A 13,783-nucleotide genomic window follows, 5' to 3' on the forward strand; every position below is an offset into this window, starting at 1 on the left:
GCGTTATTGGTGACTTGCGCAATGGCTGTTGCCAAATCGCAATGATTGACGCATTTGCGGCTTTGACACAGACCCTTTGGCAGGCGGCGTCAAAAAATATAAGATAACTGGTGCGAAACGCGCGGAAACTGCACCGTAACAAAGATACGAGCGAGGGCATGAGCCTAGGCATCGACGACAAACAGACCGGTCGCGCTCCGCGCATAATGTTCTACAGTCACGATACGTTCGGACTGGGTCATCTCAGACGCTCCCGAGCGCTAGCTGCGGCAATGACGCGGGCGAACCCGCGGGCCTCGGCCCTGATCCTGACGGGCTCGCCCGTTGCCGGGCGCTTCACTTTTCCGCGGCGCGTGGACCATGTACGCCTGCCGGGTGTGACCAAGCGGGCTGACGGCTCGTATGCCGCGCGCACGATCGGAATGGGGATTGACGAGGTCACCGAGCTGCGTTCGGGACTGATCCAGACCACCATGCGCCAATTCGACCCGGACGTCGTCGTCGTCGACAAGGAGCCAACCGGGTTCCGGGGCGAACTGCTGCCTACCTTGGAACAGCTGCATCAATCCGGGCGCGCCAAACTGGTGCTGGGCCTTCGCGACGTTCTGGATGAACCCGAGGTTCTGGCGGCGGAATGGGCCCGAAAGGACGCCGTCGCCGCGACCGAGAAATACTATCACGAAATCTGGGTCTACGGCTTGCGGTCCGTTTATGACCCGACAGAAGGATTGCCGCTCAGCCCGTCGGCGCAGGCCCGCATTCACTGGACCGGCTATCTGCGCCGCGATCTCGGCCCTGTCGGCGAACCTCCCGAGCAGCCTTATATCCTTATCACGCCCGGAGGCGGTGGCGACGGGAAGGCGATGGTCAACCTTGTCCTGTCCGCATATGAAAAAGACCCTGATCTGTCCCCCCGAGCCCTGCTTGTCTATGGCCCTTTCCTGTCCGGTGAGTTGCGCGAAGAGTTCGAGACCCGCGTGGCGGCTCTGAACGGTCGTGTGACGGCGGTCGGGTTCGAATCCCAGATCGAAACCCTGTTCGCCGGCGCGGCGGGTGTGGTCTGCATGGGCGGATACAACACGTTCTGCGAGGTGCTGTCCTTTGACAAACGCGCGGTGATCGTCCCGCGAACCACCCCGCGGCTGGAACAGTGGATCCGCGCCTCGCGCGCCGAGGAACTGGGTCTTGTGCGGATGCTGGACGAAACCCGCGACGGGTTGACCGCCGATGCGATGATCACGGCCATTCGCAACCTACCGCAGCAGCCCCTTCCGTCGCAGGCGATCAAGGCAGGTTTGCTGGATGGCTTGGACTATGTCTCTGATCGGGTCGAGGCCCTGCTGAGCGTCGAAAAGGAACGAGCGACCGGATGACCGACGCAGAGCCGAGACTGGCGGTGTTGGTCAAAGGTTGGCCGCGCCTGTCCGAGACGTTCATCGCTCAGGAACTGGTTGCTTTGCAGGATGCCGGCCACGCCTTCGACATCTGGTCATTGCGCCACCCGACCGACACCAAACGCCACCCCCTGCACGACCGGTTTCAGGGGCGGGTGCATTATCTTCCCGAATACCTGTATCAGGAACCCCAGCGCGTATGGGCGGCGAGACGAACCGCACAGGCGCTTCCGGGTTATCCACAGGCCTACCGGGTGTGGCGACAGGATCTGCGTCGCGATCCCACGCACAACCGGATCCGCCGCTTTGGGCAGGCTTGCGTTCTGGCCGCGGAATTGCCCGGCGGTACGCGCGCGCTGTATGCTCACTTCCTGCATACCCCGTCCTCGGTTGCCCGCTATGCTGCAATCATGCGCGGCCTGCCGTGGAGCTTTTCGGCTCACGCCAAGGATATCTGGACGTCACCCGAGTGGGAAAAGCGCGAGAAACTTCATGCCGACACCTTCGGAGCGGCATTTGGCGCAACCTGCACTGATATCGGCGCGCGGCATTTGCGCGATCTGGCCGATGACCCCGCCCGTGTCGATCTGATCTATCACGGGTTGGACCTGACGCGATTTCCTGAGCCGCCCGTACGAAAGCTACGATCCGTCGATGACCGGTTCCATATGGTGTCCGTCGGACGACTGGTGGAAAAGAAAGGCTTTGATCGCTTGATCCACGCCTTGGCCATGCTCCCCCCGGAGATTGACTGGCACTGGACCCACATTGGCGGCGGCAGCTTGTCGGACAACCTGCGCAGCCTGGCGGAAAATCTGCGCCTACAGGATCGCATCACCTGGAAAGGCGCCTGCGATCAACCCGAGGTCATTGCAGCCATGCGCGAGGCGGATCTGTTCGTGCTTCCCAGCCGCATCGCCGCGGATGGGGACCGGGACGGCCTGCCCAATGTCCTGATGGAAGCCGCGTCGCAAAAACTGCCGATCCTGTCCACTCCGGTCTCGGCCATTCCCGAATTCATCCAGACCAACGTGCACGGCATCTTGTCCGATGACGAACCCACAGCGCTTGCAGACGCCATATCCACCCTGGCCGCCGACCCGCAGAAAGCGGCAATCATGGCCGATGCGGCTTACGACCGCTTACTTGCGAATTTTCGCATGGACCCCGGCATTGCACGCCTGTCCCGCCGCCTGAAAGCCTTGTGCGCGGAGGGAGCCTGATGGTTCGGGTCGCCTTCTATGCGCCGATGAAAGCCCCAGACAGCCCGGTACCATCCGGCGACCGCGAAATGGCTCGTAGCCTGATGGCTGCAATCGGGGTCGATGGGCATCGCGTTGATCTGGTCTCGCGGCTGCGCATCTATGACAAGACCGGAGACCTGGACCTCCAGAACCGTCTCTACCGCGAAGCCGCGACCGAGGCCACCCGACTGAGCGCAGAACTACCTGCGGATACAGGCCTCTGGGTGACCTATCACAACTACTACAAAGCTCCGGACCTTTTGGGGCCGGCAGTCTGCCGGGCGCGCGGAATTCCCTATGTTCAGCTAGAGAGCACCCGCGCCATGTCGCGCCTTTCCGGGCCCTGGGCCGGCTTTGCCCAAGCTGCGCACGATGCCTGCGACGCCGCACAGGTGATCTTCTACCACACAGCAAATGACTTGATCACACTGGAACGGGAGCGGTTCGGTGATCAGTCATTGATTGAACTCCCCCCCTTCCTGCCCCGATCGGAGCTGCCTCGTCCCTCTCGATGCGCCGGGCCGATGCTGACAGTGGGAATGATGCGTTACGGGGACAAGTTGGAGTCCTTCCGCATTCTGGCCGATACGCTGGCTTTGCTGAAGGGGGATTGGACGCTGAACATCGCCGGCGACGGGCCAGCCCGCCCGGAAGTCGAGGCTTTGATGTCCCCCTTCGGCACACGTGTCCGTTTTCTGGGCCTGCTGAGCCGCGATGACCTTGAAACGATCTACTCCGATGCTGCTCTGTTGGTCTGGCCGGGCGTCAACGAAGCCTACGGGATGACCTATCTCGAGGCGCAGTCCGCGGGCGCCCCTGTTGTCGCCCAGGATCGCCCCGGTGTGCGCGACGTACTGGCGCCTGCCGATCATCCTGCCCCTAAGCACGGCGCCGCCGCGCTGGCCGAGCGAGTTGACCGGCTGCTGTCCGATCCCGAACTGCGTCGGAGCGAAGGTCAAAAAGCGCGCGACTACGTGGCCGGCCGTCACTTGATGCCAAACGCAACACGGACGTTCTGGTCGGGTGTTTCTTCGCTGGTAGGGGAAATGTCATGACACGTCTGGCCCTTCTGCGCCACGGTCATACCGCCTGGAACCGCGCAGGACGCATTCAGGGGCGCAGCGACATCAGCCTCGATGACCAGGCAAAGGCCGAACTGGCCGGATATTGCTTGCCAACTCCTTGGGACCGAGCCGAACTATGGTCCAGCCCCCTGACCCGCGCCAGCGAAACTGCGCAGCTGGTCGCCGGGCGCGAACCCGCAACCTCGGCCGCTTTGGTCGAGATGAATTGGGGCGACTGGGAAGGCCAACGCGGGGAAGACCTGATTGCAGATGCCAACACTGGATACCGGCATATCGAGGATTGGAGCTGGGAATTTCGCCCCCCCAACGGCGAAAGCCCGGCCGACATTCGCCGCCGCCTTATGCCATGGCTGTCCAGCCTGACTGGTGACAACGTAGCTGTCTGCCATATCGGAATCATGCGGGTCATCCTGGCGCTTGCCTGGGGGTGGGAGTTCACAGGCCCCGCGCCGTTCCGCATCAAACGCAATCGCCTTTATGTGGTCGATTTGGAGCAAATGCGACCGGAGGCAGAGCCCGTCCGGCTTATCCCGCGCGAGGCCGGTTCATGAGGACCATGATCGTCGTCACCCATCTGCTGGGGACCGGGCATCTCAGCCGCGCCTTGACCTTGGGTCGGGCTTTTGCGGATGCCGGGCACGACGTGACCGTCGCATCTGGCGGGATGCCTGCACCACAACTGAACACGGATGGAGTTTCCCTGCTGGCGCTGCCACCGCTGCGTTCGGATGGTACCGATTTCACGCGGTTGCTGACGGCCGACGGAAATATTGCAGACGCGACCTATCTGAACTCCCGCGCTATTGTCCTGACCGAGGCTGTTCGACGGGTAAACCCTGATGTCCTGATAACGGAACTCTTTCCCTTCGGGCGCCGAAGCCTGGCCGACGAATTTCTGGCCCTGCTGTCCACTGCGCGGTCACTGCCGTACAGACCCGTTGTTCTGAGTTCGATCCGGGACATCCTCGCGCCACCGTCGAAATCCGCCAAGGCTGTGCGGACCGAAGAAATCATTACGCGTTTCTATGACGGAGTACTGGTCCATTCCGACCCCGAAATCACGCCGCTGGATGCCAGCTGGCCGGTTACAGACAATTTGGCCGGACGCCTGTTCTATACCGGCTTTGTTGCCCCGCCTGCGCCGGGCCCTCATGAACAAGGGGAAGGAGCGAATGAAATCTTGGTCAGTGCTGGCGGCGGATCGGTCGGACAACCGATCTTTCGCGCGGCCATCGAGGCCGCCCAAAAGATGCCCAGCAGGCGCTGGCGCCTGCTGGTCGGCGGTCAGGACGCCGAAGACCGGATAACCGAACTGAGGCGCATGACACATGGCGAAAATGTCATTCTGGAGCCCGTACGTCCGGATTTCAGACAAATGCTACCGCTGGCCGCGGCCTCGGTCAGCATGTGCGGGTACAACACCGCCATGGACTTGCTGCAATGCGCGATCCCGGCCGTTCTGATCCCATTTGACGATGGCAAGGAAGTGGAACAGACCCTGAGGGCAAACAGCTTGGCACGCCTGCCTGCCGTCGACGTGCTGCCCAGCGCGAAGCTGACCAGAGAGACATTGGCCCAAGCACTCGACCGCGTCCTACATCAAGGCCCGCGCAAACCATTGGATGGCGGGTTTGACGGAGCCCGCAAGTCGGTAGAGATTGCCACTTCGCTTTGGGAGGCTCGGCAATGACAACCGATTGGACACCGCTGCGATCCGAATTGCAGGTGTGGCGAGAGGCTGGGCTTACGCTTCCACTGTGGTGGCGGGACGATGACGCGATCGCGCCCAGCCGGCAATTGGACCGTTTGGTGGACCTGTCATCCCGAACCGGGCTGCCGGTTCATCTGGCCGTCATTCCACGCGATGCCAGTCAGGGTCTGGTCGACCAGGTCGCCGAACAGCCCAGCTTGGTTCCGGTGGTTCACGGCTGGGCGCACCAGAACCACGCACCAAAGGGCGAAAAGAAATCCGAGTTCCGCCTGCATCGTCCGCTCGCCTCAATTGTGTCTGATGCACGCCTTGGCTTCATGCGTCTGCAGGAGTCCTTCGGTAATCGTCTGTGCCCGATGTTCGTCCCCCCTTGGAACCGCATCGCGCCCGAGGTGACGGCAGAGATTGCGGAAATCGGCTATCAGTTCCTGTCCACGGCCACGCCCAGAACGCGCAGAGACGCCGCACCGGGCCTGACTCAGGTCAATACCCATCTGGATCCGATCGACTGGCGCGGTACGCGAGGGTTGGCCGATCCGAATGCGTTGATCGCCAAAACCGTCTCGATGCTGCAGGATCGCCGCGAGGGACGTGCCGACCCAACCGAACCTTTTGGCGTGTTGACCCATCATCTTGTCCATGATCAACAGATCTGGGACTTTACCGAGGCGCTGTTGGATTGTCTCATGGCTGGCCCCACACGCGTCTGGTCCGCAGGACCACACTGATTACCCGAGGAGACCTTGATGAGCCGACTGGATTCCATGCTGCGACGCCTGACCGCCCAGCGCGACGGGCTGAACTGGGCTGCGGCGCGGATCAAAGGGCTGAAAGGCGATGTGCTGGACATGGGTTTGGGCAACGGCCGCACCTATGACCACCTGCGCGAGATACTGCCCGACCGCCGCATCTGGGTCATGGACCGGGTTCTGCAATGCCACCCGGACAGCACCCCGCCGGCCGAGGATCTTTTGCAAGGCGAGGCCGAACCGATGCTGAAAAAGCTGGCCAAAGACGGCCCGCGGATCGCATTGGCGCATTATGATTTCGGTCGCGGGATCAAACATGAAGACGTGGCCGAAGCGGCGAGGCTCAGCAAGCTGATTGGCTCGGTCATGGTCCCAGGCGGGTTGCTGATCTCCGGCCAACCGCTGGAAGGGTTCGAGCAGATCAACGGCCCGGACTCCATCGCGCCTGACCGCTATCTGTTCTACCTCGCCTGATCAGGCCACGCGCTGTCCGCGCGACCAGACGGCAGTCAGGGCCGGGACGTCGCCCCGCATTCGAAAACGGATCAGGTCTGCCCGCAGCCCCGGTTCCAGAGCACCGCGATCCGCAAGGCCCGCCGCCTGTGCCGGAGCCCGTGTGACAGTGGCGATGCCACGCGCCATGTCATCCCAGATGCGCCCAAGGGTAACAGCTGACAACAACAGGGCTGACGGCACGTAGTCCGACGACAGAATGTCCAAACACCCCAAGTCGGCCAGTTCCCGTGCTGCCACATTCCCAGAATGTGACCCGCCCCGGATCAGGTTCGGCGCGCCCATCATGACCTGAATGTCATGAGCGTGACAGGCCTGTGCGGCCTCGACCGTCGTTGGAAACTCGGCCAGCCGAATGCCATGGCGGGCGGATATCGCCACTTGCGCCTCGGTCGTGTCATCGTGGCTGGCCAGAACCGCTCCGAAGCGACGCGCGGCGTCCACGGCCTCCTGCTCGTGGCGTTCTCCATTGCGGTCCCTCAGCCCCCGCAACTGGTCGACGTGCCGTGCGAACATGTCGTCATCCATTGCGTACTTGCCTTTGAGATAGGCTTCAAACTTGGACAGGTCCCGAAACTGGCGCTGGCCGGGCGTGTGATCCATCAACGAAACGATACCCACCCGGTCTTCTGGACCGAATTCCTGCAGCTCTTCGACCAGCGTCTCAGAACAGACTTCGGCGCGCAGATGCAGAAAGTGGCTGATCTTGAGTGCGTCCTGCTCTCGCAACTCCCACAGCTCGCGCGACAGTCCGCGCGCGTATTTCAGATACCGTCCAGCACCGGACGGGATCGACCCCACGCGCATAGCGTCAAAGACGGTCGTGATCCCGGTGCTGGCCAGTTCCGCGTCATGCGCAAGAATGGCTGCGGCATGGGGCCAGTCCACCCTGGGCCGCGGCTGGATGTGGCGTTCCAGGTTGTCGGTGTGCAACTCGACCAGGCCGGGCGACACATAGTCCCCGTCACAGTCAATCGCGCCATTCGGAACAGCCGCGCCGGTTTCTATATCAGCGATCGTCTGGCCAACGATACGGACACACCCCCGGACAGTCTCATCCGGCAGAACAAGCAACGCATTGGCAAGGGTCAGTTCATCTGTCATCGGAATTTCACGTGGTTTGAGGTAAGGAGAGGCCACGCAACAGGAGGCCATTGTGAATTTTGCGCGATACGCGATCTATTTCGTTCCCCCAGCCCAATCCGACTGGAGCAGGTTTGCAACCGCGTGGCTGGGGTGGGACATCGATGCGGGACGCACCGTCGACCATCCGACCATCGACGGGTTGGACGTCGCCTCGGTAACACAAGTGCCGCGCAAATACGGGCTTCATGCCACGATGAAGCCGCCGTTTCGCTTGCGTGAAGATCAGTCGCTGTCCTCTTTGCAGGATACCTGCGCCCGTCTGGCCGGTAAATTCGCCCCCGTTTTGCTGGACAGGCTCGAAGTTGCCCGCCTTGGTCGGTTTCTTGCTTTGCGGCCCGTGGGCGACACACGGGACCTGAACGCGCTTGCGGCGGCTTGTGTCCGCGACCTGGACCCTTTTCGTGCCCCGGCCTCGGAAACCGAAATGAACCGGCGCCGAGCGGCCGGGTTGACCATGGAGCAGGACGCAAATCTGACGAACTGGGGCTACCCATACGTTCTGGAGGCCTTCCGTTTTCACATCACCCTGTCCGGTCGCCTGAGCAAGCCGATGCTGGCAAACGTGCAAACCGTGCTGAACCAACGGCTTGTCCCATTGCTGCCAGCCCCCTTTGACATAAGGGACCTGGCCCTTGTGGGCGAGGCTGAAGACGGGCGGTTCCATATGCTTCAACGGTACGCCCTTTCGGGTTGAAGACCGGACAAGATGGTTTCAACGGTCGCATCCAGTGACCCGGAATTGTCGACCTCGATCACGTGGTTCAAACCTTCGGACAGGGCTGCGGTGGCACGCCCCAAACGCCGGGCTTGATCGGCCGCGCTTTCCCGGCCACGCACTGCCAGACGTTGTGCCAGAACCTTTGGGTCGGCCGTCAGGGATATCACAATCAGCTCACGAAATTCCTTCTGCGCCTCGGGCAACACAGCCCTTGAGAGGTTGACCAGAACCGCATCGGCCCTTTGGCGTTGTTCCGTGATCGCAACGGGTATGCCGTATTGCAGCCCGTGCGCAGCCCAGTACAGAACGAAGCTGCCGTCTTGGACCATTGTTTGAAACATCCGGTCAGAAACGCGGTCAAAATCCTCACCGCCTTCGCCATGGGGACGGGTGATGACTCTACGCACCCTTTCGAAGTTCGGCACGCGCGCCAGTAGTGCTTGGATCACGCTGTCTTTTCCAACACCCGAAGGCCCGACAACTGCAATGACCGGGGCCATCTTCATGCCGCCGCCCTTGGCGAAAACTGAGTGACGTCAACCACGCGGTTGCAGACCCGGTCACGGGCCTCTTGGTCGTGGAATATCCCGATGATCGCCGCGCCGCGGGCCTTTGCCTCTTGGATCAGGGACAGTACGGTTTCGCGGTTTCGTGCGTCAAGGCTGGCCGTGGGTTCATCCAGCAACAGAGCCGGATAGTCATGCGCAAATCCACGCGCGATATTCACCCGTTGCTGTTCACCGCCCGAAAATGTCGTGGGGCTGAGGCGCCAAAGCGGTTCCGGAATGTTGAGACGCTGAAGGAGGCCCGCTGCCTTGTCCAGTGCGGTCTGCCGCTCGCACCCCTGAACCAGAAGCGGTTCGGCCACGACCTCCAGCGTCGGCACACGCGGTACGACACGCAGAAACTGGCTGACATAGCCCAGAATTTCCCGGCGCAGTTGCAGTATCTCGCGCGGTTGGGCCCGGGCGACGTCCAGGCCGCCCACCCGCACCTGCCCCGAGGCCGCCAAGTAGTTGCCGTAGATCACCCGCATCAGCGTGGACTTCCCGGCCCCGCTGGCCCCGGTCAGGGCCACGCATTCTCCGGCCCCGACCTGTAGCGACGCGCCCGCCATCACGGGGATCACGGCGCCGCCCTGATTGTGCAGGGTAAAGCTCTTGCTCACGTCGATCAGTTCAATCATCGGATTTCATCTTTTCTGTAGCATTCAAACCTGCAGGACGCTGGACACGAGCAGTTGCGTATAGGCATGCTGCGGGTCGTCCAGCACCTGATCGGTCAGCCCCGCCTCGACCACCTCGCCATCCTTCATCACCATCAACCGGTCCGCCAACAGCCGCACCACGGCCAGATCATGGGTGACGATGATAGCGCTCAGCCCCATCTCGCGCACAAGGCCGCGCAGCAGGTCCAGCAGCCGGGCCTGTACTGAGACGTCCAGCCCGCCGGTCGGTTCATCCATGAAGACCAGCCGCGGACCGGTCACAAGGTTGCGCGCGATCTGCAACCGTTGCTGCATGCCGCCCGAAAACGCGCTGGGTCGGTCGTCCACGCGGCTTTCTGCAATCTCGACCCGGCCGAGCCAATCCAGAGCCTGCCCGCGGATCTGGCCATAGTGCCGGCTCCCCACGGCCATCAGCCGCTCGCCGATATTGCCGCCGGCGCTGACCGACATGCGCAGCCCGTCGCGGGCATGCTGATGCACAAATGCCCAGTCGGTGCGCCCCAGCATCCGGCGGGCCGGCTCCGACATCGTGACCGTGTCCACTGGCCCGTCGGTACGGGTATTAAAGATCACCTGCCCGGCATCCGGCTTAAGATGCCCGGCCAGACAGTTCAGCAGGGTCGACTTGCCCGACCCGCTTTCGCCGACGATCCCCATCACCTCACCGGGGTAGAGGTCGAAACTGACATCCCGACAGCCGATCCGCGCGCCATAGCGTTTCTCGATGCCATTGACCTGCAGCAGAGGGGTCATGCCGCATCCTCCTGCGCCAAACGGCCTTGGTGTCCGGCCTCGCGGCGGGACCGGCAGTAATCGGTGTCCGAACACACGAACATCCGGTTGCCTGCATCGTCCGTGATCACCTCGTCCAGGTAACTGTCTTCGGCCCCGCACAGATCGCAGGCATGGTCGGCCTTGCTGGCCTCGAACGGGTAGTCCTCGAAATCGAGACTGACCACCCGCGTATGCGGCGGCACCGCATAGATCCGCTGCTCGCGCCCGGCCCCAAACAGCTGGATCGCGTCCATCTCCAGTTTCGGATTGTCGAATTTTGGGATCGGAGACGGATCCATCACATAACGGTCGGCCACCCGGACCGGATAGGCATAGGCCGTGGAAATCGCACCGTGCTGGCTGATATCCTCGTAGAGCTTCACATGCATCAACCCGTATTCCTGCAGGCTGTGCATCTTGCGTGTCTCCGTCTCGCGCGGTTCCAGAAACCGCAGCGGTTCGGGGATCGGCACCTGATAGACCAGGATCTGATCGGCGCGCAGCCGGGCCTCGGGGATGCGGTGGCGGGTCTGAATGATGGTGGCCTTCTCGGTCTTTTCGGTCGTGGCCACGCCCGCCGTCTTTTCAAAGAACTTTCGGATCGACACGGCATTGGTCGTGTCATCTGCTCCCTGATCGATCACCTTGAACACATCATCCGGGGTCAGCGTCGCGGCCGAGACCTGAACCCCGCCCGTGCCCCAGCCATAGGGCATGGGCATCTCGCGGCTTGCAAATGGCACCTGATAGCCCGGCACCGCCAAACCCTTGAGAATGGCACGGCGGATCATCCGCTTGGTTTGTTCGTCCAAATATGCGAAGTTATACTCATTCATTTGATGTATCACTTTCGGTTTTTGGTGTTGTTGTGGACGGTTATCTGGTTACCTCGGCCTTCGCGGTCGTGATGCTGTACTTTCTCTGGCGCAGGATACATTCCCGGCGACGGCGCCGGGCCATGCGACGCGACCAACATGGCGAATGGGCCGCGATCGGCGCGGACGCGCCACGCCGGGCTGCGGCTGGCAGGGCATCTCGGCCGGCGGACAGGATGCAGGAAGGGCACTGAAGTCATTCGGCGGCCTCGCGCGGTTCCAAGCGTCCTTCGGCCTCGCGGCGCAATTTGCGCACCAGTTCCAGTTCGGACTGGAAATCGACGTAGTGCGGCAGCTTAATATGCTCCAGAAAGCCGGTCGCCTGAATGTTGTCGGCATGGCTGAGGACGAATTCCTGATCCTGCGCCGGAGCGCCCAGATCGTCTTCGCCCAATTCCTCCCAGCGCAAGGCGCGGTCCACCAGCGCCATCGCGATGGCTTTGCGCTCGGACTGGCCGAAGACCAGCCCATAGCCGCGTGTAAATTGCGGCGGCTCGGTCTTTGATCCCTTGAACTGGTTCACCGTTTCGCATTCGGTCAGGGCGATCTCTCCGATCTCGATCGCGAAACCCAGTTCGGGGATCTCCATCTCGACCGCGACGGTGCCGATGCGCAGCTCACCCACGAAAGCGTGGTTGCGGGCATAGCCGCGCTGGGTCGAATAGGCCATGCCCAGCACGAACCCCTCGTCCCCGCGCGTCAGTGCTTGCAGGCGCAGGGGGCGGTCGGCCGGGAACTCCATCGGTTCGCGCGTCAGGTCGCCGGGCGGTTCATCGCTGGCGGGTTCGTCTTGGATCAGGCCTTCGTCTTTGAGGAATTCGGTGATGTGCGGGGTCGGCTCGTGACGCGGCGCGGCGGTGGGGGCCTCAGGCTCCGCGCCATCGGCGGCCAGTTTGAAATCCAGCAGGCGGTGCGTGTAGTCGTAGGTCGGGCCCAGAACCTGCCCGCCTGGTGCGTCCTTGAACGTGGCCGAGATTCTGCGGTCGCAGGCCATGCCGCCGGTATCGACCGGGGTCGAATTACCGAAACGCGGCAGGGTGGTACGGTAGGCGCGGATCAGGAAGATCGCCTCGATCAGATCACCGCGCGCCTGCTTGATCGCAAGTGCGGCCAGATCGGGATCGTACAGTGAGCCCTCCGCCATCACGCGGTTCACCGCAAGGCTGAGCTGTTCGCGGATCTGCGCCAAGGACAATTCAGCCACGCCGGGATCGCCCCGGCGTTCCTCGGCCAGCCAGGCATGGGCGTTTTCAATCGCCTTTTCGCCCCCTTTGACGGCTACGTACATGGCCTAACCCTCAGGCTGGATGCGAGTGCTGCGCGGCAGGGCCGCGACCGTATCCCCGCAGGTGAAGAAGAAATCGCACCCCAACGGGTACAGGTCCGAATTGGCCTGAAGCGCCGCAATGTCGGGCACGGCCAGGCGTGCAGTGTCGCGGATGCCTGGGCCTCGCAGGGTGGCGCCGGATTTGCGCAACACGTCGCACTCCACGATCAGGGTGGCGGATCGGTCGGGATATTCCGGCGTTCCGATCCGGTATTGGTCCAGCGGCACCAGATCCTGCCAGAAACCGACGGCGAAGTCCGCCTGCGCGGCGGGCATGAGGGGCGCACCGGTGTGGAAAGTCAGCCACTGGCGAATGGCCGGGTTGTCGGCCGTGCCCGCCAGATAAACGCCCGTATCCGCGTCGCACAGCGTCAGCAGCAGCGTTCCGGCGGCGACCGACAGGCCTTCGGGCGGGGTCGCGCCGACCAGCTGCCGCAACTCGCCCGGCCGCGCCATCACGGTCATGGCCGCACGAAAGGCGTGCGCCGCCTGAACCGGAGCATCGGTGAAACCGCCTGAAAAACGGGTCTGTGGGGTCATTGATCCTCTCCGCGAACCATCGTGAAAAACTCGACCTTGGTGGCCGCGGCCTTGGCGGCACGGGCCGATCTGGCCGCCTGAACCTGACGGGTCAGCGGCTCCAGGATTTTCGCACGCACCGCGTCGGCGTACCCGGTCTGCATCAGCGCGTCGATCAGAGCGGCGGTTTCGGCATGGGTCTTGTCGCGCCCCTGCACATATCCGTGGCCCTCGGTTCCGTCGGCCAAGACCAGAGCGCAGCGCGTAACCGTCATCTCGCCCAGGTTGAACGGTGCGCCGATGCCGCCTGCCCGCCCCCGCACCATGACGCCGCCGATCTCGGGCGTGCGCAACCACTGGAATTCGGGGCGCGCGCCATAGCCGGACCACAAGGCCGCCAGCGCCTCGGCCGGCGCACGTGCCAGAAGGCCCAGCCAGGCCCGTCGATCACCTGTCGCAATTTTTGTCTGTTCCGCCATCAAAGCCTCTTGGCCAAGTTG

The 13,783-nt window shown here is 62.8% G+C and carries 16 protein-coding genes; 8 read left to right on the forward strand and 8 right to left on the reverse strand.

The window, feature by feature from the left end; translation table 11 throughout:
- The first annotated feature begins 158 nt into the window (after positions 1–158).
- From AC2FNL_RS14560 to AC2FNL_RS14590, 7 genes are read left to right on the forward strand one after another with little or no spacing between them, the layout of a single operon-like run.
- Positions 159–1,373, forward strand: coding sequence for a glycosyltransferase family protein (locus AC2FNL_RS14560; RefSeq protein WP_496834078.1), 1,215 nt, complete (start codon positions 159–161; stop codon positions 1,371–1,373).
- Positions 1,370–2,617, forward strand: a complete 1,248-nt coding sequence (locus AC2FNL_RS14565) for a glycosyltransferase family 4 protein (RefSeq protein WP_496834079.1) — start codon at positions 1,370–1,372, stop codon at positions 2,615–2,617. The genes AC2FNL_RS14560 and AC2FNL_RS14565 overlap by 4 nt, the downstream gene beginning before the upstream one ends.
- On the forward strand, positions 2,617–3,693 hold the full coding sequence (locus AC2FNL_RS14570) for a glycosyltransferase family 4 protein (RefSeq protein ID WP_496834080.1): 1,077 nt from the start codon (positions 2,617–2,619) through the stop codon (positions 3,691–3,693). Before AC2FNL_RS14565 ends, AC2FNL_RS14570 begins: the two co-directional genes overlap by 1 nt.
- Entirely contained in the window at positions 3,690–4,274 is a 585-nt protein-coding gene (locus AC2FNL_RS14575) for a histidine phosphatase family protein (protein ID WP_496834081.1), read from the forward strand. Before AC2FNL_RS14570 ends, AC2FNL_RS14575 begins: the two co-directional genes overlap by 4 nt.
- Positions 4,271–5,413, forward strand: coding sequence for a glycosyltransferase family protein (locus tag AC2FNL_RS14580; RefSeq protein ID WP_496834082.1), 1,143 nt, complete (start codon positions 4,271–4,273; stop codon positions 5,411–5,413). The genes AC2FNL_RS14575 and AC2FNL_RS14580 overlap by 4 nt, the downstream gene beginning before the upstream one ends.
- On the forward strand, positions 5,410–6,162 hold the full coding sequence (locus AC2FNL_RS14585) for a polysaccharide deacetylase family protein (RefSeq protein ID WP_496834083.1): 753 nt from the start codon (positions 5,410–5,412) through the stop codon (positions 6,160–6,162). Before AC2FNL_RS14580 ends, AC2FNL_RS14585 begins: the two co-directional genes overlap by 4 nt.
- Before the next feature lie 18 nt (positions 6,163–6,180).
- Positions 6,181–6,657, forward strand: coding sequence for a class I SAM-dependent methyltransferase (locus tag AC2FNL_RS14590; protein WP_496834084.1), 477 nt, complete (start codon positions 6,181–6,183; stop codon positions 6,655–6,657).
- On the opposite strand, the gene AC2FNL_RS14595 is transcribed toward AC2FNL_RS14590, so the two are convergent.
- Positions 6,658–7,800: an alpha-D-ribose 1-methylphosphonate 5-triphosphate diphosphatase gene (locus AC2FNL_RS14595; RefSeq protein WP_496834085.1), complete on the reverse strand. Its 1,143-nt coding sequence runs from the start codon at positions 7,798–7,800 to the stop codon at positions 6,658–6,660.
- Between the two features lie 52 nt (positions 7,801–7,852).
- Here AC2FNL_RS14595 and AC2FNL_RS14600 point away from each other — a divergent pair, with 52 nt between their 5' ends.
- The gene (locus AC2FNL_RS14600; protein WP_093964549.1) at positions 7,853–8,536 is read left to right on the forward strand and encodes a DUF1045 domain-containing protein; all 684 of its coding nucleotides are present in this window, start codon (positions 7,853–7,855) and stop codon (positions 8,534–8,536) included.
- Here AC2FNL_RS14600 and phnN read toward each other — a convergent pair.
- From phnN to phnG, 7 genes are all read right to left on the reverse strand, one after another.
- Positions 8,512–9,066, reverse strand: a complete 555-nt coding sequence (gene phnN, locus AC2FNL_RS14605; protein ID WP_093964548.1) for a phosphonate metabolism protein/1,5-bisphosphokinase (PRPP-forming) PhnN — start codon at positions 9,064–9,066, stop codon at positions 8,512–8,514. The two genes, AC2FNL_RS14600 and phnN, sit on opposite strands and share 25 nt — an antisense overlap.
- The gene (gene phnL / locus AC2FNL_RS14610; RefSeq protein ID WP_093964547.1) at positions 9,063–9,746 is read right to left on the reverse strand and encodes a phosphonate C-P lyase system protein PhnL; all 684 of its coding nucleotides are present in this window, start codon (positions 9,744–9,746) and stop codon (positions 9,063–9,065) included. Before phnL ends, phnN begins: the two co-directional genes overlap by 4 nt.
- A 24-nt stretch (positions 9,747–9,770) precedes the next feature.
- The gene (phnK, locus tag AC2FNL_RS14615; protein ID WP_093964546.1) at positions 9,771–10,541 is read right to left on the reverse strand and encodes a phosphonate C-P lyase system protein PhnK; all 771 of its coding nucleotides are present in this window, start codon (positions 10,539–10,541) and stop codon (positions 9,771–9,773) included.
- Complete coding sequence (locus AC2FNL_RS14620) at positions 10,538–11,398, reverse strand: alpha-D-ribose 1-methylphosphonate 5-phosphate C-P-lyase PhnJ (protein ID WP_093964545.1); 861 nt, start codon at positions 11,396–11,398, stop codon at positions 10,538–10,540. Before AC2FNL_RS14620 ends, phnK begins: the two co-directional genes overlap by 4 nt.
- Positions 11,399–11,633: 235 nt before the next feature.
- On the reverse strand, positions 11,634–12,725 hold the full coding sequence (locus AC2FNL_RS14625) for a carbon-phosphorus lyase complex subunit (RefSeq protein WP_496834086.1): 1,092 nt from the start codon (positions 12,723–12,725) through the stop codon (positions 11,634–11,636).
- A gap of 3 nt (positions 12,726–12,728) precedes the next feature.
- Complete coding sequence (gene phnH, locus AC2FNL_RS14630; protein ID WP_496834087.1) at positions 12,729–13,304, reverse strand: phosphonate C-P lyase system protein PhnH; 576 nt, start codon at positions 13,302–13,304, stop codon at positions 12,729–12,731.
- Positions 13,301–13,762, reverse strand: coding sequence for a phosphonate C-P lyase system protein PhnG (gene phnG, locus AC2FNL_RS14635; RefSeq protein WP_496834088.1), 462 nt, complete (start codon positions 13,760–13,762; stop codon positions 13,301–13,303). Before phnG ends, phnH begins: the two co-directional genes overlap by 4 nt.
- Positions 13,763–13,783: the final 21 nt, after the last annotated feature.

It is taken from the genome of Ruegeria sp. CRTD044 (assembly GCF_059613485.1).